Annotated in this window: 23 protein-coding genes; 12 read left to right on the forward strand and 11 right to left on the reverse strand. The window is 47.3% G+C overall.

Annotated elements, in window-relative coordinates; all coding sequences use genetic code 11:
• Nucleotides 1–4 precede the first annotated feature (4 nt).
• From FHW36_RS29720 to FHW36_RS29765, 10 genes are all read left to right on the forward strand, one after another.
• Complete coding sequence (locus FHW36_RS29720; RefSeq protein ID WP_145675086.1) at nt 5–1,222, forward strand: tetratricopeptide repeat protein; 1,218 nt, start codon at nt 5–7, stop codon at nt 1,220–1,222.
• The gene (locus FHW36_RS29725) at nt 1,209–1,781 is read left to right on the forward strand and encodes an SMI1/KNR4 family protein (RefSeq protein WP_145675088.1); all 573 of its coding nucleotides are present in this window, start codon (nt 1,209–1,211) and stop codon (nt 1,779–1,781) included. The genes FHW36_RS29720 and FHW36_RS29725 overlap by 14 nt, the downstream gene beginning before the upstream one ends.
• Before the next feature lie 144 nt (nt 1,782–1,925).
• Nucleotides 1,926–3,272 (forward strand): serine hydrolase domain-containing protein, encoded by a 1,347-nt coding sequence (locus FHW36_RS29730; RefSeq protein ID WP_145675090.1) that lies wholly within the window; start codon nt 1,926–1,928, stop codon nt 3,270–3,272.
• Between the two features lie 88 nt (nt 3,273–3,360).
• A complete protein-coding gene (locus tag FHW36_RS29735) occupies nt 3,361–3,996 on the forward strand; it encodes a 2Fe-2S iron-sulfur cluster-binding protein (protein WP_145675092.1) in 636 nt (211 codons plus the stop codon).
• Nucleotides 3,993–4,973 carry an FAD binding domain-containing protein gene (locus tag FHW36_RS29740; RefSeq protein ID WP_145675094.1) on the forward strand — a complete coding sequence of 327 codons (981 nt, stop codon included), beginning with the start codon at nt 3,993–3,995 and terminating at the stop codon, nt 4,971–4,973. Before FHW36_RS29735 ends, FHW36_RS29740 begins: the two co-directional genes overlap by 4 nt.
• Nucleotides 4,970–7,189: a xanthine dehydrogenase family protein molybdopterin-binding subunit gene (locus FHW36_RS29745; RefSeq protein ID WP_145675097.1), complete on the forward strand. Its 2,220-nt coding sequence runs from the start codon at nt 4,970–4,972 to the stop codon at nt 7,187–7,189. Before FHW36_RS29740 ends, FHW36_RS29745 begins: the two co-directional genes overlap by 4 nt.
• A complete protein-coding gene (locus tag FHW36_RS29750) occupies nt 7,186–8,340 on the forward strand; it encodes an XdhC family protein (RefSeq protein ID WP_145675098.1) in 1,155 nt (384 codons plus the stop codon). Before FHW36_RS29745 ends, FHW36_RS29750 begins: the two co-directional genes overlap by 4 nt.
• A complete protein-coding gene (locus FHW36_RS29755) occupies nt 8,340–8,936 on the forward strand; it encodes a nucleotidyltransferase family protein (RefSeq protein ID WP_145675099.1) in 597 nt (198 codons plus the stop codon). The genes FHW36_RS29750 and FHW36_RS29755 overlap by 1 nt, the downstream gene beginning before the upstream one ends.
• A 282-nt stretch (nt 8,937–9,218) precedes the next feature.
• Nucleotides 9,219–10,112, forward strand: a complete 894-nt coding sequence (locus FHW36_RS29760) for a phytanoyl-CoA dioxygenase family protein (RefSeq protein ID WP_145675100.1) — start codon at nt 9,219–9,221, stop codon at nt 10,110–10,112.
• An 11-nt stretch (nt 10,113–10,123) separates the two neighbouring features.
• On the forward strand, nt 10,124–10,948 hold the full coding sequence (locus FHW36_RS29765) for an SDR family NAD(P)-dependent oxidoreductase (RefSeq protein WP_145675101.1): 825 nt from the start codon (nt 10,124–10,126) through the stop codon (nt 10,946–10,948).
• Here FHW36_RS29765 and FHW36_RS29770 read toward each other — a convergent pair.
• A complete protein-coding gene (locus tag FHW36_RS29770; protein ID WP_145675102.1) occupies nt 10,937–11,716 on the reverse strand; it encodes a DNA-formamidopyrimidine glycosylase family protein in 780 nt (259 codons plus the stop codon). The genes FHW36_RS29765 and FHW36_RS29770 overlap by 12 nt on opposite strands.
• Nucleotides 11,717–12,023: 307 nt before the next feature.
• Between FHW36_RS29770 and FHW36_RS29775 the strand changes: the two genes are divergently transcribed.
• On the forward strand, nt 12,024–12,785 hold the full coding sequence (locus tag FHW36_RS29775; RefSeq protein WP_246121260.1) for a murein L,D-transpeptidase catalytic domain family protein: 762 nt from the start codon (nt 12,024–12,026) through the stop codon (nt 12,783–12,785).
• A gap of 1 nt (nt 12,786) precedes the next feature.
• Here FHW36_RS29775 and FHW36_RS29780 read toward each other — a convergent pair whose 3' ends face one another.
• From FHW36_RS29780 to FHW36_RS29820, 9 genes are all read right to left on the reverse strand, one after another.
• Complete coding sequence (locus tag FHW36_RS29780; protein WP_186452678.1) at nt 12,787–14,370, reverse strand: L,D-transpeptidase family protein; 1,584 nt, start codon at nt 14,368–14,370, stop codon at nt 12,787–12,789.
• 173 nt (nt 14,371–14,543) lie between these two features.
• Entirely contained in the window at nt 14,544–15,113 is a 570-nt protein-coding gene (locus tag FHW36_RS29785; protein WP_145675105.1) for a hypothetical protein, read from the reverse strand.
• Between the two features lie 202 nt (nt 15,114–15,315).
• On the reverse strand, nt 15,316–17,853 hold the full coding sequence (locus FHW36_RS29790) for a phosphocholine-specific phospholipase C (protein WP_145675108.1): 2,538 nt from the start codon (nt 17,851–17,853) through the stop codon (nt 15,316–15,318).
• Between the two features lie 83 nt (nt 17,854–17,936).
• Nucleotides 17,937–18,617, reverse strand: a complete 681-nt coding sequence (locus FHW36_RS29795) for a TMEM175 family protein (protein WP_145675110.1) — start codon at nt 18,615–18,617, stop codon at nt 17,937–17,939.
• A 91-nt stretch (nt 18,618–18,708) separates the two neighbouring features.
• Nucleotides 18,709–19,128: a hypothetical protein gene (locus FHW36_RS29800; protein ID WP_145675112.1), complete on the reverse strand. Its 420-nt coding sequence runs from the start codon at nt 19,126–19,128 to the stop codon at nt 18,709–18,711.
• Nucleotides 19,129–19,326: 198 nt separating this feature from the next.
• Entirely contained in the window at nt 19,327–20,472 is a 1,146-nt protein-coding gene (locus tag FHW36_RS29805; RefSeq protein ID WP_145675114.1) for a hypothetical protein, read from the reverse strand.
• A 74-nt stretch (nt 20,473–20,546) separates the two neighbouring features.
• Nucleotides 20,547–22,316, reverse strand: coding sequence for a carboxypeptidase-like regulatory domain-containing protein (locus FHW36_RS29810; RefSeq protein ID WP_145675116.1), 1,770 nt, complete (start codon nt 22,314–22,316; stop codon nt 20,547–20,549).
• 15 nt (nt 22,317–22,331) lie between these two features.
• A complete protein-coding gene (locus tag FHW36_RS29815; RefSeq protein WP_145675118.1) occupies nt 22,332–23,318 on the reverse strand; it encodes a FecR family protein in 987 nt (328 codons plus the stop codon).
• Between the two features lie 10 nt (nt 23,319–23,328).
• Nucleotides 23,329–23,901 carry an RNA polymerase sigma-70 factor gene (locus FHW36_RS29820; protein WP_145675120.1) on the reverse strand — a complete coding sequence of 191 codons (573 nt, stop codon included), beginning with the start codon at nt 23,899–23,901 and terminating at the stop codon, nt 23,329–23,331.
• A gap of 365 nt (nt 23,902–24,266) precedes the next feature.
• Between FHW36_RS29820 and FHW36_RS29825 the strand changes: the two genes are divergently transcribed.
• Nucleotides 24,267–24,767, forward strand: a complete 501-nt coding sequence (locus tag FHW36_RS29825; protein ID WP_145675123.1) for an OmpH family outer membrane protein — start codon at nt 24,267–24,269, stop codon at nt 24,765–24,767.
• A gap of 141 nt (nt 24,768–24,908) precedes the next feature.
• Here the strand turns inward: FHW36_RS29825 and FHW36_RS29830 are convergent, their stop codons facing one another.
• On the reverse strand, nt 24,909–25,202 hold the full coding sequence (locus tag FHW36_RS29830) for a GNAT family N-acetyltransferase (protein WP_168741240.1): 294 nt from the start codon (nt 25,200–25,202) through the stop codon (nt 24,909–24,911).
• Nucleotides 25,203–25,309: the final 107 nt, after the last annotated feature.

Here is a 25,309-nt window from a genome sequence, read left to right on the forward strand (position 1 = left end):
ACATATGTCGATGCACGAAGTTGAATCATGGGTGGAATTATCCGTTTATTGTCTGGACGAAAGCCCCGAAGAAGGACTCGACCGAAGAAGTCTTTTCTATAACCTTTATCGCGTACAACAACAGTTTGATACCGGGTTTACCCATTTCCGCGTAATAGATACGCTGATCAAACACCGCTTCGTTTATACATTTCCTATCAGCGCTCATCCGGCCTACGAAGCCCATAAAGCCTGGTTTGATGCGCTGGAAGCCAGCAAAAAATTCAGTTTCATCTACGAGCAACCGACCGCCGAATGGGACGCTGAAACCAACCCGGTAGCCGGCTACGCCAACTACGACCATAACACCAACCACTATATCTTATACTGCGATGCCGGCTCCCTGCTGTGGACCGACCTGGTAGACAATGGTACCCTAACCGGCAAAGATGCGATAGCCCCGGAAGAAATAGACGTATTTACCATGTCGCACGAAATTGCAGAACTGGCAGGCCAACAAAAAAATACCAGCCTGCTGGCCAGCTACTACCAGCTGATGCCCTACATCGTAATGAATGCAGAGCAAATGGGAGAACCTATTAATTACAAAGCACTCGAATCTATACTGGAACTGGTACTGGCAAACGATGCCATTGATGCGGATACCTTACCACCTTCCGATGAATTACCCATCGGCGGCGAACTGGGAAAATTCTGCGAATGGTGGTATGCACCGGCAGCCGATAAAATGAAACCCGGCACGGATACGGCAGAAGAAATAGACCTGGAAAATGTTCCCTTCGCTGAAAATGTAGAAAAAAGCGCTGGCTGGTATGAACAACAGGTAATAAAAATGCTGCAGGAAGCCAATACAGCGATCACCCACATGGAAGATAACGGCTATAACCAGGATACTCAAATGGGTATTATCAACAAATTACGACTGGCATTGCAATATGCCAACAAAGGCCTGGAACTGGCGCCCGGAGAGCCTAACCTGATGATGAATAAAGGATCCGTCTTTATGCTGCTTCAGCTGGACGAAGAGGCGCTGGCGATCTATGATGAAGTGTTGAAACTGGCACCAAACGATCCCTATGTGCACGTAAACCGGGCCGTATTGTTCTACAACATGGACCAGATACCCAATGCCATCGCCGCTTTTGAGGAAGTGATCAAACTGGAACCCGGCAACGAATTCGCCCAACAATGGTTAGCACAACTTAAAAATGGCGAACAATAATAACATCTCTGAAATAGAAAAAGCACTCGGCTTCCCCTTGCCGGGTGCTTATCGCAACTTCCTGCTAAAAGAACAAGCAGAAGATGACCTGCCGGTAACCGACCTGGTATTGCTGTATGGCACTGCTCATCTGCTCCAACGCAACGCCGACTACCAGGTACAACAATACCTTCCACAATACCTCAGCATCGGTGATGACAGTGGTGGTCAGGCCGTTTGCCTCCACTGCCAATACAACGATCCCACTGTATACATCGTCGGATACGGCGCCCTCAACACCGGCAGCATGGCCGTACTGGGTTATGACTTTAATAACTGGGTACAGAATGGATTTTCTACCGATATTATCCGCGAAGCTCCTGATGTACTGGCTTTCCGGAACTCCGAAATTGCACAGATCAGAAAAGCCTATTACCAGCTGCATAAAGCGCTCACCCAACTGGAAACGACCAGGCAACAAGGCTTAGACCTCAAACAATACCTGCAACAAAAACGCGCGCTGCAACAACAAATAAAAGACTTTGAAGAACAACATGCAGGCAAAAAATATTGCCCGTAAATGACTTTGCTACCCCGCTCCTGGCACTATCAGGCACACTAATTAAAACACCGCTTTACCGGTTTCGTCCTGTTTTTCCATAGTTCCATCACATTTACCTCCCCATTTCCCATCCCCTGGACTACCTTCCCAAAAATTTTTGCTATGCTCAAGAGAATACTCCCCCTGTTGTGCTTCTTCCTCACAGTACAAACCCTGTATGCCCAAACCACTGCACAAAAAATTGATACCCTCCTCTATGCTTATCATGACCAACACCAGTTTTCCGGCACGGCGCTCGTAGCGGTACATGGACAAATACTCATAGATAAAGCTTACGGTTCCGCTAACGTGAACGAACATATCCCCAACACCACCAACAGTCAATACCAGCTGGCGTCGATTACCAAAACCTTCACCTCCACCCTGATCCTAAAACTCGCAGAGCTGCATCAGTTGTCACTCGACGACCACATCAGCAAATTCTACCCGGCTTATCCACATGGCGATAGTATTACCATCCGTCAACTGCTGTCGCATACTTCCGGCATCTTCAATTATACCAGGCTGGACAGGGATCTCTGGCACCCCGAACAACCAGCTACAGAAGAAAAAATGATCGCACTGTTTAAAGATAAACCACTGGATTTTTCCCCGGGTACCGGCTGGAACTATAGTAACTCCGGCTATTCCATGCTGGGATATATTGTGCATAAAGCCACCGGCATACCCTGGGAAGCTGCAGTAAGGAAATATATTTTCAAACCAGCCGGTATGCAACACAGTGGGTTTGACTTTGCGCACCTGCAGAGCAACAACAGAACTATTGGATATGTAGCCGACAGCCTGAATGATTACACGAAAATATCTCCCTTAGTAGATTCATCCGTATCCTTTTCAGCCGGCGCCATTTACTCCACCACCGGCGACCTATACCGCTTTCACCAGGCGCTGCAACAGAACCGCGTTATCAGCGCGCAATCTATCGCCCTGGCTACCACGCAGGTGAAAAACCATTATGGATTTGGTTGGGAAATAGACAGTCTCTTTGGACATAAAGCCGTGATGCACAGTGGTGGCATTTTTGGCTTCCGCTCCCAGCTGTTGAGAGTACCAGAAGATGATATCTGTATTATTTTACTCAGCAATACTGAAACTCCTGCGCTCAACGGCATCGCCAAAAGCATACTGGCCGCTTGTTACCAACAACCCTACTATATACCGACAAAGAAAGTGGCGGTAAAATTGAGCGAAGACATCCTGAAAAAATATACCGGCATGTATAAGATCACTGCGCAATCGCTGCTGGTAGAGCTAAAGCTGGAAAACGGGCAGCTGGTGGCTTATCCCGACAAAGGCCCCAGATCGCCCATGAGCGCGGCAGATAATACCCACTTCTTCCTGGACAATGAGGCCGGCTTCGATATTGAGTTTGTAACCGACAACAATGGCAACGCTACCGCCATGCGCATAACCCGCAACGGGGAAACCAGGGTAGCCCCAAAACAATAGGCTAACTTCTCCGTTCACCATACATCAAAGTTTAGCACCCGGAACCATTTTTTTTTGCTAACTTATTAGTGAAAAAAACGGGTGCAAAATGCCACAGGAAAACAAGCCATCATCTGTTCCACCAAAAAAAGATAAACAGGAAGCCCGCCGCGATTTCCTGAAACAATCTTCTGCTGTTATGGCGCTGGCCTTAGCACCACCATTGGTGCTGAAGGCTGCGCAACATGACGAAGCCATTGCTGCCGTGTTTGAAAAAATGCCGGTCAACCTGGAAATAAACGGAAAAAAAATGCAGCTCTCTGTAGAACCCCGCGTTACCCTGCTGGATCTCCTACGTGAACAGCTGGCGCTGACCGGTACTAAAAAAGGCTGCGACCACGGCCAATGCGGCGCCTGTACGGTACATGTAAACGGCCAGCGCATTAACTCCTGTCTCACCCTTGCCGTGATGCAGGAAGGCAAAAAAATCACCACCATCGAAGGACTTTCCAGCGGCGATCAACTGCACCCGGTACAGGAAGCATTCATCCGGCACGATGGCTTCCAATGCGGATATTGTACTCCCGGACAAATCATGTCCGCCGTAGCCTGCCTACACGAAGGACATGCCGGCTCCCCGGAACAAATCCGCGAATTCATGAGCGGCAACATCTGCCGCTGCGGTGCATACGACAATATTGTAAACGCCATCATGGATGTAAAAAATGGAGGACAAATAGCATGAATCCTTTCTCCTACGTAAGACCCAACAGCCTTAAGGCTGCCATAGACGCTATGGCACGCGATCATAGCGCCCGCTTCATTGCAGGCGGTACTAACCTGCTCGACCTCATGAAAAACGGGGTCACCTTACCGGAAAAACTGATCGACATCAACCAGCTCCCCCTCCGGGAGATCCGGCAGGACGGTAATACCCTGCACATAGGCGCCCTGGTGCTCAACAGCAACCTGGCCGCACATGAGCTGGTAAAAACACAGCATCCGCTATTGTCGGAAGCTCTGCTGGCCGGCGCCTCCCAACAATTGCGCAATATGGCTACCGTAGGTGGCAACATGATGCAACGCACCCGTTGCTCCTATTTCTACGATACGTCTATGCCCTGTAATAAGCGCCAGCCCAACAGCGGCTGTGGCGCTATCGGTGGCATTAACCGTATGCACGCCATTTTCGGCGCCAGCGACAACTGCATCGCCGTTCACCCGAGTGACATGTGCGTAGCACTGGCCGCCCTCGACGCTACGGTACTGGTAGCAGGACCTAAAGGCGAACGCCGCATTCCATTTACCGACTTTCACCGCCTGCCAGGCAATACCCCACAGCTGGATAATAACCTGGCTAAAAACGAACTGATCACGGCCGTGGAAATCCCCACGCACCCATTCACCAAACATATCTGCTACCTCAAAGTACGTGATCGTGCCTCCTATGCTTTCGCACTGGTATCCGTAGCCGTGGCCATGGATATCAGCGACAACGTGATACGCAATATTCGTATAGCCATGGGAGGTGTAGCGCATAAACCGTGGCGCCTTCCCGATGCAGAGAAAGCGCTCACCGGCAAAGCACCTACCAGCGACAATTTCCGGCTGGCGGCAAACATCGCCATCCAGGGTGCTAAAACGTATGCCCACAACGGCTTTAAAAAAGACCTGGCATTCAACAGTATTCAAACCGCCTTACTAAAAGCTGCTACCGCATGAAAAAACAACAAACAGGACAACCCATGAACCGCGTGGATGGTCGCCTGAAAGTAACCGGCGGAGCCAAATACTTTGCCGACCACCAACCGGCGGATATGCAATACGCTGCATTGGTTTGCAGTACCATCAGCTGCGGCGCCATTGCCAGCATTAACACCACCAAAGCATTGCGTGCACCGGGAGTAGCGGATATAGTGTCGCACCTGAACGCACCACCAGTGCCAGGATATAAAAAAACAAATCCGGGCGACAAAAACGGCCTGCAAATCTTCCGCGATAACCGCATCTATTCCAACGGACAACCAGTGGCTATTGTAGTGGCCAACACCATGGAACGCGCGGTATATGCCGCCTCCCTGGTAGAAGTGCAGTACAACCAGGAAACACATTATACCAATATGGAAGCCAGCATGGATAAAGCCTTTCAGAACAACCGTATGAAAGACTATTCCCGTGGAGAAATCAATGCCTGGCAAAAAGCGCCCGTTACCCACAGCGCCCAATACACCATCCCACTGGAAGTACACAATCCTATGGAACTGGCTGGCATCATTGCACACTGGACCTCCCCCGACACCCTCACCCTCTACGCCAAAACACAGGGCGTAAAAAGCGTACAGGAAACGATACAGGAACTGTTTGAAATCCCTGAACAAAATATTACCGTCCATTCCCGGTTTGTAGGCGGCGCATTTGGCATGGCGCTCCGTGTATGGCCACTGGAAATTGCCACCATACTGGCTGCCAAAAAAATACGTAAACCGGTAAAGCTGGTTATCACCCGCGAACAAATGTTTACACTGGTAGGATACCGCCCCAACTCCAGCCAAACAATAAGCATGGGCGCCACCGCCGATGGGAAATTAACCGGCATTACCCATGAAGCCGTCGCTATCACGTCGCCTTATGAAGACTTTACAGAAGGCATTGTAGCCATGACGAAATTCATGTACGATTGCCCCAACGTAAATACCCGGTACCAGCTGGTACCGCTCAATATGAGCACGCCCATCTGGATGCGGGGCCCCGGAGAAGCCACCGGTTCTTTTGCCCTGGAATCGGCCATAGATGAGCTATCCTACAAATTGAAAATAGATCCGCTGCAATTGCGCATCCTGAATCATGCCGATACCGACCCGGAAAGAAACCTTCCCTTCTCCAGTAAATACCTGAAGGAAGCTTACCAGATAGGAGCGGAAAAAATTGGTTGGTCCAGCCGCAACCCGGCGCCCCGCAGCATGCAGGAAAACGGTATGCTGGCAGGCTATGGCATGAGCAGCGGCACCTTCGGCGCCTATCGTGGCAAAGCTACGGTATCGGCTATACTAAAAGCCGATGGCACGCTCACCTTGCAAAGCGCCGCTGCAGATATTGGTCCCGGTACTGCTACCGCCATGGTACAAATCGCCGCCGACGTTACCGGTATCTCCCCGGATAAAATAACTTTTATGTTGGGAGAATCCTCCTTTCCCTATGCGCCGGAACAAGGAGGGTCTGCCACCGTATCTACTGTGGGCAGCGCCGTATCGGATGTTTGCCATACCCTGCTGAAAGAGCTGGCTAACCTCGCTATCAGCCAGGTACCCGCATTTAAACAAACCACCCCGGAGCAGATTATTTATGAAGATGGACAACTCATCACTGCCGACCGGCAAACAAAAATTACACACGAAGCACTCCTGCAACAACAAAAGCTGCCGGAAGTAAAAGTAACAGCCACCTCCCAGGGCGGAGAGGAAAGAAAGAAATACTCCATGTACTCTTTCTCTGTACACTTTGCCAAAGTTCATGTACATCCCACCACGGGCGTAGTACGCATACAACATATCGTAAGCGTGGCAGATGCTGGCGCCATTGTTAATACCAAAACAGCCCGCAGTCAGATGATTGGCGGCGTAGTAGGTGGCATCGGGATGGCGCTAACGGAAGAGGCTATACTGGATCACCGCTTCGGTCGTTTCGTCAATAATAACTACGCCGATTATCACGTACCGGTCAACGCAGACACGCCCCCCACCGATGTGTATTTCGTTAATAAAAAGGATCCATATATCAACCCCATGGGCTCCAAAGGATTGGGAGAAATTGCGCTGATAGGATTTGCTGCCGCTGTTTCTAACGCGGTATTTCATGCCACAGGCATCCGCGTGCGCGATCTGCCTATCACACCAGATAAGCTATTACATATTACTTCCACCGAAAACACGAACACATGAAAGAACTGGAAGATATCGTAAAGGCTTATCACAACGCCTGCCAGCAGGGGCTAAAAACGGCCCTGGCTACGGTAGTGCACGTGGAAGGATCGGCGTACCGCCAACCTGGCGCACGTATGTTGGTAACAGAAAATGGTACCCTCACCGGCGCCATCAGCGGGGGATGCCTCGAAGGCGATGCCCTGCGCAAGGCCCAGCTGGTTATACTGCAACAGCAACCCATGCTGGTTACCTACGACACCAACGATGAAGACGATGCTACCCTGGGCGTAGGACTCGGATGCAACGGCATTGTTCATATCCTGCTGGAACCTATCAACGCTGCCAATCCTGACAATCCACTGGCGCTGCTCCAGGAAGCCATCGCACATCGCAGCCCCGCCGTGCTGGTCACCATCTTTAGTTTGCGCCAGCGTAAAGGGCCTCAACCCGGCACCTGCCTGTTGCTGAATGCCAACGGGCAAACAGCATACCCTATCGAAGACAGGAAGCTCCAACAGGCGGTGACGGCCGATGCACAGGTCGCGCTGGACACACGCGCCTCTTTTACCAAAACCTACCAGGCCGGTAATAACCACTTTACGGCACACGCAGCTTATCTGCCGCCCGCCGTACAGTTGCTCATTGCCGGCGCAGGCAATGACGTAATACCACTGGTAAAAATGGCCAGCCTGCTGGGATGGCGCACCATTGTGGCCGATGGTCGCCCCCTGTACGCCTCCAAAGCCAGGTTTCCCGATGCTACCCGGGTGGTACTGGCCAAACCGGCACAACTCCTGTCAGCGATAAACACCGACGCCCATACGGCAGTGGTGCTCATGACCCATAACTATAATTACGACCTGGCCCTGCTAACGCAATTACTGCCACTTCCGCTGCCGTATATAGGCGTATTGGGGCCTGTCAAAAAATTACAACGCATGCTCAGTGAACTCATGGAAAACGGCGTCCCGGTTTCCAGGCAACAACGGGCACGTGTACACGGACCGGCAGGACTCGACCTCGGTGCAGAAACACCGGAAGAAATTGCACTCTCCGTTATTAGTGAAATAAAATCAGTGATGGCAGCTGCCTCCGCCACTTCCTTACGGGAAAGAAATACCACTATTCATCCACGTGAGCAACAAATTATCCTCCAACAAGTATTATAATGGAAACAACTGGTATCGTTATCCTCGCCGCTGGCGCTTCAAAGAGACTGGGCACTCCAAAACAGCAACTGCCTTTTCAACATAAAAGCCTGTTGCAAAATGTGGTACACACTGCCCAGCAATCGGGTCCTATGCCTGTAGTAGTGGTCCTGGGCGCATTTGCCACCCAGATCAAACAACAACTCCCTGCAGAAAAAGTGCATACAGTGGTTAATCCCCACTGGCCTACCGGCATGGGTAGCTCTATTAAAGCGGGCCTGCAACATCTGCTGCAGATACAACCCAATACTACCAGCGCACTGCTGCTGTTATGCGATCAGCCACATATCAGCACCTCCCTGCTGCAAGACATCTATGCCCTCAAAAAATCCAGTGGCAAGGGCTTGATAGCGGCTTCCTATGGCGACACAATAGGTACACCGGCACTCTTCGATAAAAAATTCTTTCCCCAGCTGCTATCCCTCAGTGGGCAGGAAGGGGCTAAAAAAATATTGTTGCAACACCCCGGCCAGGTAGCTACACTCCATTTCCCCGAAGGCGCCATAGATATCGACACCAACAGCGATTATGAAGCCCTGCTGAATACCGGTCAATAATATCCCTGCCAGCTCCGGTAGCAGGAAAATATTTTTTTGTTATCAAAAGTGATTGTTTATATTTGTCTACAGAATTAGTAGACTAATAAAAATCGTATACCATGGACACTAATTATTATCCACCTAACCGACACCGGTTGTATAATCTGATCAATCGTCCGCAACAGCCAGCAGCTGTTTATCGTTGTTGTTAACGCCCATCCCACCTGCGGCCTCCCACCATTGCCGCTTTGCATTTTTATTTCAACAACCAACATCACTGTCAGCCTAAACATATTCGTCATGAACACGAGCAACCAACCCGTATTCCGCCTCGATGAGGGGATTAACAACACGCATCTACAGTATTTCCATCAACATGGCATCATCCAGTTTAAAAATTTCCTGGATAAACATACACTCGCCCATATTCATGGAGAGGTAGCACAGGTACAGGATTTTCTGCTACGCAACCAGGTGCAGAAAGTCAATGGTATCCCGCTGAAATTAGGCACCGACATCAATGGCGCCCCGCTGATTCAACGCATTGCCTTCGCTTCCCACTTCAGCAATACCTTACGTGAATTGCTGAAAGACCGCAGGCTCCAGTCGCTCATTGCGTTACTGGGCCCCTATAGCGGCAGGATTGGCGAAAATGAAAAAGATGGGCTGGTGATCAACCACTATGTCAATACTGCCGCCAGTCAATTCAAGCAGCTGGGCTGGCATACTGATAGCCCCCGGGATTTGTTCCTTGGTTCGCGCATTCTTCCTATGCTCAACGTAGGCATTCACCTCGACGATTGCCCACTGGATAACGGTGGTTTACGGGTACTGCCCGGCACACACGAACAAGGTCTTTTTAAATTATTATTCAGAAAGAAATACTTCATCGACAACAATCCGGATAAAAAGGAAGTAGGCTTCGATATCGAAGCAGGCGATCTTACCGTACACGATGGTCGCCTGTGGCACCGCGTACAACAGTCGCCCTACACCGGCGAAAAAAGCCGCCGGCGGGTGATGTATATTCCTATCATTACCGGCGACTACCAGCCTAAAACAGCCAATAGTCCCACACCTTTCTATCATAAGCTGGCCCAGTTCAAACAACATCTCTATGGCGGTAAGCCACAGTGGGCAAACGTTACCGCCCACGGGGGAAAACTGGCGGAAGTAAACACTCCTTCTCTCTAAAAACAACAACTATGTCATACGCATTAATTACCGGCGCAGCCAAAGGAATCGGGAAAGCCATTGCAGCTCAACTGGCAGAAAGAAATTATCACCTGCTGCTGGTAGATATAGACCAAATTGCCCTGGCAGCTACTGCAGAAACACTTTCAGCGCAATATCACGTGCACGTACACACGTTGCACCAGGATTTATCGGCCCCCGATGCTGCGCAACGGGTCACTACCTGGAGCAGCACTTACCACGACTTATTATCTGTGGTAGTAAATAATGCCGGGTATGGCATCAATGGCGCGTTTGAAACACTAACACTGCCCGAACAGCTGAATATCATTGATGTAAATATCAAGGCGCAGGTAAGCCTGTCGTACGCCTATATCCCGGTACTACGGCAGTTCCCTAGGGCGTACCTGCTCAACCTGGCCAGCACTACCGCCTATCAAACGGTACCCTACCTGAATATTTACGCGGCTACCAAAGCTTTTGCATTATCATTTACCCGTGGGCTCCGGCATGAACTGCGGCATGCTAATATTTCCGTGAGCGCGCTGAGCCCGGGTAGTACCGACACCGATTTTGTAAACAGGGCGCGCATGGGTAGCCGCACCCGGAAGATTGCCGACCGGTTTAATATGACGCCGGAACGGGTGGCTAAAATAGCCATTGATGGCTTGTTTAATGGCAAAGCGGAAATTGTGCCCGGCTTTACCAATAAATTGAATGCCTGGCTGCCCAAATTTTTCCCCAAAGCTTTTGTGGAAAAAATTGCCGGAGGAATTTATGAGCCACGGGATACCGCCCCGGATACAGTTTTGGCGTCGGGGATACTACTCAAATAGCTCCTGTTCATCTGTATAATAAGTCTTTCTGCCGCCACCAGTATCTTTATGAATGACAGCACCACCGGGACTTTCCTTTAATTTGGCATTATGTACCAGCATAAAGTCACGGACTTCTCCATGAATAATGTCGGGGTTACTTTTAAGTATCTTCTTTTCTGCCTCCCGTAAAATATGCTTGATGGCAGACAGCAATACTTTTACCTTGGCGGCAGGGATTTTATTACAGATGGAAAAAGGAGAGATCCTGGCGTACCATAAAATATCATCGGCATAAGCATTCCCGATGCCCAACACCTGTTTTTGATCCAACAGGAATTTTTTAATCCCGATCTTTTTCTTGCTCAACTGCGTCTTCAGGTAGCTCTCATTAAAATCGTCCGACAGGGCGTCCGGAGCAGTTTTTTCAGCTGGATCCAGCGCAATGTTAGCCGAGCCCTGGAAATCAGTAATGGCTAATCCTGTTCCGTTGCTAAACAGTAATTCGGCGATCGTGTATTTCTCTTTATTTTGCTGTTCAAAGAAGTATAACTTGCCATGCAACATGAGATGCATGCCCAGTACATGCCCATTCTGAAATACAAAATGCAATTCCTTCCCCACCCGCTGTATCTCTTTCAACTTTTGCCCTTCCAGGGCAGATTGCAGCGTCTTTTCAGCAACCGCCAGTTTCTTACTGTTCTTTACGGTAATTGTTTTCAGCTGCTGATGCAATAATTTCCTTTCCAGGTTATGACGAAATGCTTGCAGATCAGGTAATTCAGGCATGACTCGCTAGTTTAATGAATGGATAATAACAAAGGGCCGGCGCAAGAACCGACCCGTTTTTATGGCAGTTTTCTCTTTCTACGAAACTATTTGCTAAGTTATATCACATAAAATAATCAATTATCCTGATATTCTCTATGCTTTAACCAACGTTTAGCATTTATATGTTTTTCTCATGTATGTGAAAGCACTGTTAAAACCAATTTCCAAGCGAGCTCAAACAGTGTTTTGGGGTTTTATTCCAGGTCAGAATCAGTTAACTTCGTAACCTATGCCTTTTTAATCAATCACCTAAACAAATTACGGAGTGAAAACGAATGTGAAGAAGACGATTAAACCGTTAATTTTTATCAGTGCTATTTGCCTCTTTGTTTTTCTGATTACTACACTTACTAGTTCCGAAAAGTCAACTGCTGCCAATCAACCGGTACGCAACGGCATTAAAATCGATTCCACACAAAAGGAAGAGAGTTTGTACGATATCATGCGGCTCGACTCTGCTGGTTTATCCCGGGAAGCATTTGAAAACGCACTATTGGGTTTTCAGCACCTGGAAGAAACCGGAAAGGTAAAAAATCCGGATATCTTGTCCATTGTTGATTTCTCACTGCCCAGTACCAAAAAACGCCTGTTCGTAATAGATCTCAAAAACAAGCTGTTGTTATTCAACACCCTGGTATCACATGGCAGAAATTCAGGAAAAGATATTGCCAATACCTTTTCCAATAAGATGAACAGCTTTAAGAGCAGCCTTGGATTTTACATTACCGGCGACACCTACAACGGTGAGCATGGATTATCCCTCCGCCTGGAAGGCGAAGAAGCCGGCATCAACGACAATGCCCTCAGCAGGGGCATCGTGATGCATAGCGCCGATTATGTCAACGAAAGCCTGGCTAAAGCACAGGGTTATATTGGCCGCAGCCTGGGCTGCCCCGCTATTCCCATCGATGTTCATCGTAAAGTAATTCAGCGGATACAGAACGGGACCTGCCTGTTTTTATACAGCCCCGATAAATATTATTCTGCCCACACAAAAATACTGAGGCACTACAGCACCACTTCCTAAACTACAGGAACAACTTATTCCGGAAAGGAATATCGTGGTCATATACATCCGGTGCTATATGTAAAGCATCATCTTCTTCCCAGGCGGTAAAATAGGTGATAATCACCGGTACCGGGTGTTTTACGGCCACATAGGTTTGCTTACCGCTGTCCATCGCCGCCGTAATCTTTTCGGTGGTCCACTCCGGCGAATTTTCCAATACAAACTGTGCCATCTTCATCGGGTCTTTCAATCGGATACAACCATGGCTGTAGGTCCGGATATCGTGGTTAAACAAGCTCTTCTCCGGCGTATCATGGAAGTAAATATTATAGCTATTGGGGAAGAGAAATTTTACCCGGCCCAACGCGTTATGCGGTCCCGGCAACTGCCTGATAACAGGCAACCCGTTTTGATGCCCCACTATTTCCATATGCTTCGACGCCAGGTAACCCGGGCGCCGGTTCATGCCCGGCAATATCTCTTTTCTTATAATACTGCGTGGAATATTCCAATAAGGACTAAACACCACCTGGCTCAGCCAACCTGAAAACATGGTAGTGCTGTGCCCTTCCTTTCCAACGATAATATCGATGTCGAAAAGTTTCTGGCTGCCTTCTACCACATGCAGTTTAAAAGCGGGGATGTTAACCAGTATCAGCTTTCCCTGATCTGCTGCAGGCATCCATTTCATTCTTTCCATGTTGATCAGCAGCTGCTGCAGCCGCGCTTGCGCAGATACATTCAGCTCCTTGATAATGGTATCATTCAATACCCCATTTTCCGTGTAACCATGATGGTTACGAAAGGTATTTACCGCCGTTTCCAGGTCATCGTTAAACAAAGCACTGCTATCATTATCTGTCAGCTCCCCGGTAATGGCTAATCGTTTTTTTAACAACCGGATATCGGGAGAAGATTGACCTTTGCGGTATCCTTTACCAGCCTGAGGCAATGTATCCCAGCCTCCATCACGCACATATCCCATATAAGTTTTGAGCGGCGCTTTCATAGGCGCTACTGCCGGAAATAAATGGTCATTTGTTTTCAACAGGGAGTCAGCCAGCTGCATCACTTCATAACGTTGGGCGGGCACCATATGCTCTATTTGGTCTACACTACCGCCTCTTTTCCTGAAATAAGTTATCAATCGCACCGTTAGCTGCAATTCAAGATGGGTCATTTCAGGATTATTGGCGGTGATCACCAGGCTGTCTTCCGTTTTTAGCCCATCTAAACGGATATCGATGGCTTTGCTGCTACCTGTATCCTTGCTATAACTGTATAAGCTCTGAAAAGCTGAGGCCTGTTCAGTAGGCCCTCTGCTATCCAGCCAGGCAAACTCATAATTACGGGTATTGTAAAAACTTCGCAGCCGGTTAGCCATATGGCTGTCCAAGTGCTTTTGCTGAATAAATTTTTCTACTGCCATACTATCCAGGAACAGATCGTTGTAGGCATTTGCGGGAGTAATCCCCCTGTTACGGGGACTAATCGTATCTTCTTCTTGGGATTCCGGGGACGACGAGGCACCGGGGGAGGAAGGTCCCTTGCAGGCGGCCACAATAAGACAAGCCAGCAACACTTTCAAAATTTGCCTTTCCATAATCATATCAGTTAGCAAAATAAAAGCCGGTTGCCGGATACCGCACCACAGCTAAAAAACAACCTATCACGTGGTCTACCGGGAACAAATTGTCCATATACCTCAACAAAAAGTCCCCCTTCCCGGTTCAGGGCGGGAGAAGGACTTTACATCGTTGTGATTTTTATCTGTACTTAGTCTTTCAGGCCATAAAATTTCTTCACAGAAGCATAATTCTTCCAGTCTACCCCATTGGCGCTGCGCGCCGCTGTAGCTCCGGGCACCAGCACATACCGGAACAGGTTAATAGGACTATCTCCCGTATGAATGGAACCTCCGCTCAGATCTATGTTTGAAACAATATAGATACTCCCTTTCTCTGCCTGGTAGGTGATATACATATTGTTATCTACGTAAGGTACCGGCACTATATACGGCTTGGAAGTGGAATCGAAATTAAAATAAACATTTACCAGCCCCTTATTGAGTATATCATCCGTGAGCTTGGGGGCATCAATAATGGCAAAAAAACCAGTCTTGGTGGCTACACCATTGTTATCCCGGATGGAATCAAATGCTAAAGGTTCCCAGGCCGAATAGGTAATGCCTGCAGCATCAGCACCGGCAGGACCAGCGGGACCGGCTGGGCCGGCAGGACCAGCAGGACCAGCAGGGCCTTGAGAACCATCTTTAGAACAGGCCACAAAAGCAAGTATCATAGCCAGTGAAAGTAACCAGTACAGGTGACAGTTAGAACGTTTCATAAAAAGCGATTTTGGATGATTTAATGAATAGGTAATTTGAGTTGAGGCTTAGACAGATTCGGGATCACCAACACATAAGTCAATATACAAAAAAACAAATAACAAAAATCTTATAATTTAGTTCAAACCAATACCTGAAAAAATAAGGGAATACCTGGTTATCCAGGTACTCCCTCACTACAAAATATATCGCTTAGTAATACTATATCCTTCCCATTACAGGATCACTATACGTTTCCTTACCCGTTTCTACGCGGCCTGCATATCGCTGCTCAAAAAGGCGGCTGTTGGCTATTTTTACCGAGAAGTCATACCAGCCGTGGCTCTTAGACAGATCCACGATTAACACGGCTTCCGTTTTAGCTGCTACTGTTTTCTTCAGCGCACCTTTATGATAACCCAGGTCAGTGATAACTGCTGTTGCTGCTTTAGCCCCGCGGTTCATTAACTTCACCTCTACATTACCGGTTAGTTTCCGGCTGTTGGTAAAACTACGCTGATAACCCACCTGTATTTCCACCTGGGGATCATTGGCATCACCGGCAAACTCACGGAAAAATCCATTAGGCCCGTATACCCTCAGGTGATAGTGCGCATCTTCAAAGGACGACAACGGCCAGTTATCCGTTAACTTATCGCCCGCCTTTACGCCATAGGACCACGTCCGCACCGGCTCCATTGTTTGCGTGGCTTCCTGTAGGTATTTCCCGGGGACGTATACGTTAAATGGCGATCCGGCTGCCTGTTGGGCAAATACTTTGTTGGCTGCCTCAAACCCAATTTCAAAATGCTGTTTATCGGCGCTCAGTTTGCCATTTACATATAACTCATACGGCAACGCATTGGCCACACGGATCCCTTTTTCCTGCTGGGCCATCCACTCAGACCTCGCCGGGTTTTGATTAATCTGCGCCACCTCTGCCGCCGTCAAAGCCTTAAAGCCATCCGGCAGCTTCTTAAACCTGGCGTTATGCACCATTTCTATAAACTCATTCCTTTCCGGGAATGGTACATGTATCTTTTCGCCATTAAACGGACGGAATACGGAGGTAAGATCTCCGCAAACAGCCCGGCGCCAGGCGGAAATATTCGTTTCTCTTATGGCCTTGCCTGTTTTATGCTGCAGGAAATGCTCCATAAACTGCAGGATGGAAGTATGATCACATACTTCGGAATTAACATACCCGCCCCTGCTCCAGGGAGAAGCAATGACCAACGGTACCCGGTATCCCAATCCAATCGGGCTTTCCCTGACTTCATCCGGCCGCAGGTATTTCTTGGCTTGCTCTTCCTCCCGGGTTACATACTCAATACCAGTGTCAATCCCTTCAGACACCAGGCCGGTACCAGGCTTGTGAGGCGCTACAAAAGGAGGTACGTGGTCAAAGTAACCATCATTTTCATCGTAACATAAAATGAAAATGGTCTTTTTCCATATCTCTTCCTTTCTAGTTAATATATCCAGTACTTCCGATACATACCAGGCGCCGTACCAGGGCGAACCGGGATGGTCTGAAAACTCGCCCGGCGCTACCAGCCAGGATACGGTAGGCAGTTTACCCTCGTTCACATCTGTTCTGAACTGGTGCAGGATATCCCCCTTCGGTACCTGTACTGTTCTCTCTTTATCCCCATCCTTATAGGTAAGTGTTTCCAGCTCGTGATAGTCGGGGTCGTTAATATTGGTGGTAAACGCTTTATTATGCAATTGCTGCGCCCTGGGCGACAACTTCGCAAAATTGGCGGCGGTAAACTGTTCCGCATCCTTCTTTGCTTTTTCCAGACCAGCCTGTAGCTGGGTAAGTTGTTTTTGCAACTTGGTAGCCTCCTCACCAGACGTGGTTTTCAGCCTGGCTTCTGTTTCCGCTATTTTTCCCGGGAGCTCTTTTACTTGCCGTTGCAGGTAAGCAATATGTCCTGCAGCAAAACGTACATTGAACGCAGTAAACCATTCTATTGGGTTGTCGGTAAAGTTAGCTAGCATGCCATCTTTCTCTCCCTCCAATCCCGCTGCACTAATTTCATTCTGATAGATCCTCCAGGAAATGCCATTATCTTCCAAACGCTCAGGGAAAGTAGTCCAATGCGCTTCGCTGCCGTAATCCACATCCTCATTCCATACATTGGCTTTGGAGGAAGCATTTTGCTCATCACGCAGGGTGCCTGTCCATAAATAAAGCCTGTTGGGCGTTGTACCGGTTAAGGAAGAACAGAAATTCTGATCACATACGGTAAAAGCATCGGCCAGGGAATAATAGAAAGGAATATCTTCCCGGTTATAATACCCCAGGGTGAGCGGCATCGGCGACCAATCCTTGTTGCCTGATTTCTTTACCAGCAGCCACTTATCATACTTTCCATTGTTGCGGGCATCTACCTGGTTGCCCCAGGAATGCGGTAAACTGCTCATCCAGGTGGCTTTGGTATCTTTCAGGTTTAAACGGAAAGGAGCAAAGGTTTCATTCTTCTCATTACTTTGCAGCCACACCAGGTTCTTATTGGGCAACTGTATAGCCCGTGGATCATTGTAGCCACGTACTCCTCTCAGGGAACCATAACAGTGGTCAAAGGAGCGGTTTTCCTGCATCAGTATCACAATATGTTCTGCATCCAGGAAAGTACTTCCAGGCCTGGGGTCTATGGCCATCGCCCGCTGAATAGAAGCTGGCAAGGCGCTAAATACGCCAGCAGCACCAGATAGCAACGCTGCCTTCTTAATAAAATCTCTTCTGTTATCCATTAATAGTTGATTTTTTCATGTACACTGATAAAGGGATCCATCAAAAGCGGAAAATAATAAAAAATCCGGGCTATCTGCAACTATCAATGAGGAGTGGTAGTTATGTTATTGTTATGGCCTTTCCTGAAAAGTTTTTTAATAAACGTCGTATAGGCAGTGGCGTAGTTCAGTTGCACCAAAAATATGAAACTCACACTCACCACGGGGAAGATAATACCAATAAGCGCGCCGCCTGCGTACAGCAGCTGCGCATGTACAATGCGCCGCAACATGGCCCTGCTCACGGCAGCCCCCTGTTCTCCTTTTGCGCTTACCAAACCACTCACGTAGGCACAATGCCAGTGAATATAGAGGATGAGTCCCAACATGAAAATATTGACCCAATATAAACCAATGGCCACCTTAGCTTGAAGGTGCTCGCTGAGATATGCAGTGGTAAAGGGCAACAACGACACAAAGGCCAGGAAAAATACCGACAACCAGGTAAGGCGCCGGTCCGTTTTTTCAATATAAGTGAGTTGCGCCGACTGCCCCACCCAAAAGATACCCATCGTCATAAAACCCACGAAGTAGGTGCCAATCTTAGGCCCCAGGGCCAGCAACTCTTTCAGCAATTCCTTTTCCGATTGCAGGGCATTGGCCACCGGTACTTTCAGATCCAATACCAGCAAAGTCATAGCAATAGCAAATACGCCGTCGCTAAGGGCTTCAATGCGCTGTACCCGTTGTCCGGCCAACTGATTATATACGACTGGTGCGCTCATAAAGGGGATTTATTGCAAACATAATAAAAAAGGCCCCTGCTTTCGCAGGAGCCCTGTATATGTATGTTGAGAAATGGTAAAGCTACCGATTCTAGTTAACGCCAACTGAAGGTATTAATACGATCTTTATCCACACTGCAGTAGCTGGTTTAACAGAAGCAGCACCGTTAATACCTTTAATATCTACTTCCAGTTTAGCGTCATCGTGAATGACAAAGTAAGACTGGTTGTTATATACCTGCGGCAATAATTCATATGACTGCGGTGTTTGGCCATTGGCACTAAACCGCGCCATAGATACGATCACACCATCTGTTTTGCTTACTCCATTCAACTCAGGCGTTTTAATAACATAATAGTAGATACCGGTGCTATTATCATATCCCCAGGCATCCGGCGTTATTTGGTATAAAATAGTTTGATTTGGAATGACGATTTCAGTGGTTTTCTTGGTGCAACCAGGTAAAATGAAACCCAGCAGGAGCAACGGAAGGTAAAGCCATGTTTTCATAAATGATGCGTTTAGCAGATTTTCTCCAAATACAATGCCATAAAAGAAGCCTGACAGGGAATTTCTATTCTTTTCGCCCCCCTGCCTGAGCTCCACAAAAGCGCCATCATGCAGTCTGCGTGCAGTTACTGGTAAGTGTAATTATAATAATCATCCGCTTCAATAGCTTTTTGCCTTCCGCTTTAAGCTTTCTGCGCGCTACAACGTTACCTGTATCCCACCGGCAGCGCCAATATATCCTCCATGGAACCGATTGCGGCTCACATCTTCCGACCAGATATAATGACTGACTAAATCTCGGCCAACATCATGTTTAGTGCTCACGAAATTGAAAGTAGGACCGGCAAATATTTCAACCCGGTTACCAAAGCGGTAGGCAGGGAAAATGCCCACCGTTTGACGATGATAATAGCCTTTCTTAAAATCTGTCAATACCGTATTCAATGCCTCTCCATTGATCCGGAAATGCGCCGTCAATGGCAAATGTGCACCTATACCACCCTGCAGAGCGTATAGTGGATTGGGATTATCCTTCAGGTTATATCCCACGCCCAGTATGCCATACAAAACACGACCACCGGATTTAAAAGCAGCAATAGTGGTCATGGTTTCATCGATCGATACACTCACCTGCTTTTCGCCTCCTTTCACAATATTTACCAATCCAATAGGATACTCGCTACTATCTGCAATATTGATAACACCCGCTACCTGTACACCTTTCACCTTCTTCGCAATATTGATAAACCCGGCGATCTGGTGTTGTACCGTATCTGCTTTATTGAGGAAACCAGCTACCTGTACCGCCGCTTTATCTTTGACGATATTGGAAAATCCGGCTAACTGCGCCTGGGAATTATTTTGCGCCGTATTCATGAAACCGGCCAACTGCGTACCATTCACCTCCTTAGCTCCCAGGTTGGCAAAGCCGGCACCCTGGAAACCATTTACATTACCGTCGATCAAATTTAGGAATCCTGCCAATGTTGCGCCACCCGCATTGCCTTTTACATGGTTCATAAAACCTGCAATGGTAGCGGCGTGGTAAGTAGTACCAATATGATTGGAAAAACAACCGATCTGCACACCGGTAGCCTGCTCTTTAATAATATTGGAAATACCGGAAATGGCTACTCCTGTTTCTGCTTTAGATAAACCGGCAATAATATGCAAAGAAAAATGATTGGTATAGGCGGCCGCATTTTTCCCATTGCTGCTCAGGGGATATACCAACCCGATATGCGCAGGGCTGGTCAGTGGCGTTTGTGCAAAACTATCGCTGGCAAAAGAAAAAAGGGCAATGATTAAATAAATAATCCTGCTGTGGGAATAAATTGTTCTCATACTATGTTTGTTATTACGTACAGTATAACGACACGTTGAGGAACTTCTACCCCTATATAAAATCCGGTAAAAAATTAAAAGATACTGATACCTGCGTGCCAGCCCAACCAGCGGTTATCCACCTGCATATAATGATAGGTGGACGATACTTTATTTTCCTTGCCATTTTCTCCCACCATAAACGTAGGTCCGGCAAACAAACTAACACCTTTCGCCAACTGCACATTGATGGCCGGTTGGAGCGTGTACAGCTCGGATTTATAATTCCAGCTGCCCTGGAATAAATTCTGCAAAGTAACTTCTGTGGTTAGCGACCATACTTTATTGAAAGGAATTCTTTTACCAATACCGTATCCAATGGCCCAGCGATGATAGGGACCGGGTTGATACCCGCCCAGCAAAATGCTGTATAGCTTGCTGCCACCGGTTTTCCAGGCCACATTTAAAGGCAATAGGTCAGTACTGTACAGGGCTACTTTCTTATATCCTTTCCGTACAATATTAACGATCCCGATGCTATATCCATTTACGGTGTCTGCAATGTTCACCAGGCCTATCTGTACGCCATCTACCCGCCTTGCATAGTTAAACAGGCTGCCTATCTGTACGCCCTTCATCACGCCGCGGTTAATATTACCGGCGCCAGCTACCTGCACACCGTCCGCATCCTGACGATTATAGTTGGTTATACCACTCACCTGTACGCCTCCCATGTTACCGCCGTTGTAATTATGTATACCGGCTACCTGCCATCCATTCATGTCTTGCCGTACAATACCGATCACACCCTGTACCTGTGCGCCTGTCATATTTTTATACACCTGGCCCACTACACCAGATACCTGTACTCCCCGCATACTTCCTTCTATAATATTGCTCAGCCCTGATGCCTGTACACCCTTCATGGAATCCAGCACATTGTTGTGAACACCTGCCAGCTGTACGCCATGGGTTTTACCACCTACAATGTTGAAAATACCCGCTACCTGTACATACTGCATGTCGTGCTTTACGATATTGAAAATACTGCCTACCTCCAATCCATCCACCCCTGCAGCATAACCACCCAATAGGTTAAACGAAAATTTATTTACTACCTGTCCGCTCATTCTTCCGTGGGAACCCAGGCCCGGCGTAAGCGAAAACTGGTAAGGCTTGTCGGCGAAGAAGGCGCCAATGTTTAAACTGGTTAATTTCTGCCGGGAAGATAGAAACACTTTACCAAACCATCTTTTCTCCACCTGGTGGCCGGTGATATCTACTGTTTTGAGCTGATAGGTAGTGGGCGAAATACGCACTTCCACGTCTTGGTCACGACCGGTATTCAATAACAGCGAGGTATCTGCATACAGGTCCTTACTAACGCTGATGGCTGCGGTAGGATATTTATCCTTTAACCGCAGCCGGAAATAACCATCGTTGTTGGTAAGTGTTGAAATGAGTTGCGTTCGTTCGTACACGCTGGCATTGGGTAGTCGCTGCCCCGTACTTTTGTCCGTTACCACACCCGTGACCAGGTAGTAGTTTTGTCCGGTCGTTTTCTTCAAAAGAATAATATAATTACCGGATTCTTTGTAGATATAGTCCCCATCCAACAAAAGATCTAACACCTGCCTCACGGTCTTATCCGTTGCCGATATACTCACCAGGCTATCCTGTGGCAACACCGTTGTCAGGTACGAAAAATAAAAATGTCCCTGTTTACTGATGGTGGTCAATACTTCGGCCAGCGGGCGGTCTTTCACATTAATACGCACGGTCTTATTCAATAAGCCCTGGGCACCGGCTGTAAGCGACAACATGCAAACAACGAACAAGGTTAGCAATGACTTGGATAGTGGCATACAATACGGCGGCTATTATTTCAAGATGATTTGTGATCCCCGCTTTTCCACAGTGATCTCGTAAGTAAGCCCGATGACATTTAATGTACTATCCAGCGAACTGTTGGTGAAGGTAGAATTTATCTGTAAATCGCGTTTGCTGCTATTGGCAATGACAATGTTTATACCGTAGGCTTCATTGAGAATATCCACCAGTTTCCAGAGCGGCGTCCCATTACACACGAAGGTCTGAGTGCGGTAATAATTGTACAGCTCATCTGTGTTGTTTTGCTTGGTGGGTGCAGCTTCGCTGTCGGTCACGATAGCTTTTTCATGAGGCTTCAGCTGTACGCTGTTCTCATGTTTACTCACTTCTACAGCGCCGGTTTCTACGATCACCTCTATTTTTCCATGGATACTCTTTACATTAAATGAAGTACCCAACACTTTTACCGTCACGTCGTTTACCTTGAGTATAAAAGGTTTCCCGGGATCCTGGGCTACATTAAAAAATGCTTCCCCGGTCAGGTGTATATTTCTTTCCTTCTTAAAGTTGGCGGCATAGGTGATGGTAGACTGCTTGTTGAGCGTTACTTCAGAGCCGTCGGGCAGTAACTCCTGTTTAATCTGTCCCTCCGAACGCACAATGGTAGAAGCGTTAGCGCCTCTTTGCGAAATAAACCATACACCGGCAGCGCCTAATAGCACCAATAGCACAGCAGCTATACGCAGGAAACTACGCCAGGGCGAAACGCCGGCATCGAGTTGAATGATACGGGTATTGTTTTCGTTGGTACCTACCCGTTGTTGAAAGCGCATCCAGGCATCCTGTTCATTCACAGTACTTACTACTGCCAGTTTTTTACTTTCTTCCCAGATAATCCGGAAGTGTTCAAAATAACGTTGATGATCTTCCTTCTCTGCCAACCATGTTGTTATGGCTGCTTTTTCCGCCGGCGTAGTGATATCCAGCAGGTATTTCACCAGCAGATCATCGTTTATATAGTCAGATTGTTGTTTCACAGATTCACTTTTACAGGTGGAGCAAAATTAATAACAAGGGCAGAAAATCTACCAGGTTGAGTCGTAGTAAGCGTAATGCTTTCCCCATCTGATTTTCCACAGTTTTTATAGAGATATCCAGGCGGTCAGCTATTTCCTGGTATTTTAGTTCTTCAAATCGACTCAACTGAAAAACCGTCCGGCATTTTTCGGGAAGTGCCTGTAATGCCTGTTCCAGCTTTTCTTCCAGCTCCCTTAATATTACTTTACCGGAAGTATTGCCGGTATCATGATCATTGCTCATCTGGTATTTGGTATGTGCCTGATGTGTGGCTTTTACTTTCTGGTGGCGGATATAATTGATACACTCATGATATACCGCGCGGTACAGGTAGCCGGAAACAGATTGCTTAATGGTGATATCACCGGACTTTTCCCAGAGTTTACAAAACACATTTTGCACCATCTCCTCTGCCATCACTTCATCTTTCAATAATGTACACGCATACGCATGCAAGCCTTTAAAATGAGTTTTAAAAACCTGTTCAAATGTTAATGAGTTTTCTATTTCCGGTACTGCAGTACCCGGATGACTAAATTCCATGCGTAGGGTTTGATATCTAACGTCAAATATAATTCCTTCTGCCAATTGAACTGATTTATTATACGACACCCATTGAGGTACTTACCCCTATGCTGTGTACTAATAATTTTCCGGGAGAAGAGATAGTGGGCGGGAACTTTCGGCGGTGCAAGCATCCACCACGTTGTTTGTCAATCAATTATACTCAATTAAAAGGGAATGGGTGGCTTTGGTGAAATTCAGTCTAAAACCGATGCATTCCGCCACCACCTGTTATTTCATCACAATTATATCTATTAATCTTTTCTTGTCACTTTAACATTACATTATATTCATTTTAAAGAATATTTCACAACTGGACAATTAATATTGTGGAAATTATCCCGATGAAAATTATCTGTACACTTTTCTTATTACTGATGGGAAGTACTGTCCTTTCCGCTCAATCCAAAACAGGCTATATTAATTTCCAGGAAATGATCGGGCTGATGCCGGAAAGCAAGCTGGCAAACGACAGCTTAAATATGTTGCAGGACAAGCTGAACAAAGATGGACAACAACTGATAGAAGAATACAAAAAGAAGCTGGTTGAATTTGACAGTACCAGTAAAACTATGAGCCAGAACATGCTGGAGGTAAAGACAGGAGAATTGAAATCTGCCCAGGCCAGCATTCAACGATACAAGGACATGTCTGAGCAGAGCATCGCTGCCAGGGAACAGGAATTACTCACACCTATATTAGATAAAGCAAAAAAGATTTTAAAGGCGGTGGCTAACGAAAAAGGCTACACGCTCGTGATTGATAACTCCAGAGAGGCGGTATTAGTTTCCGCACCATCCGACGACCTCATGCCAGCCGTGAAAGAGAAATTGGGGATCAAGTAATGAGGGCATTTGAATATTTAGTTATTTAGTTATTTGCCTGACGTAAAGCATTTACCGTTTCTTCCGCCATTCTATATCCTGTAGATGCTGACCGTCGGCAAATAATTAAATAACTAAATGTCAAATGTAACCAACAAAGAACTATATGTGTAAGCCATGTGCCAGCAATGATTTCCACTGCGGATGGCTACGTACAAATTCTGCTACTTTTTTGCTGGAAGGTACCATGCGGATGTTCTGTGCTGAAATTTCCTCCATCACTTTACCCAGCATCATTGGTAACACTCCCTGCTTTTCCAGTACCGGCGGTACCTCAGCTCCTGTCAGGAAAATACGGCTGCCGTTTCTCTCATAAATTACTTTCGCCAGCTGTCCCGCAATATGTGCTTCAAACTGCCTGGCTTCTTTGTTGTCAATGATTTTAAAATCCTTCATGATCATAATTATTTTTACATAATGTTCCTCGAAGTAGCGTAATAATGGGAAGTATCCTATGCAAAAGGGAAGTTGAAATAAGATAGCATGGTTGGTATTAAAATACC

Origin of the sequence: Chitinophaga polysaccharea, from assembly GCF_007829335.1 — a bacterium.
Lineage (GTDB): Bacteria > Bacteroidota > Bacteroidia > Chitinophagales > Chitinophagaceae > Chitinophaga > Chitinophaga polysaccharea_B.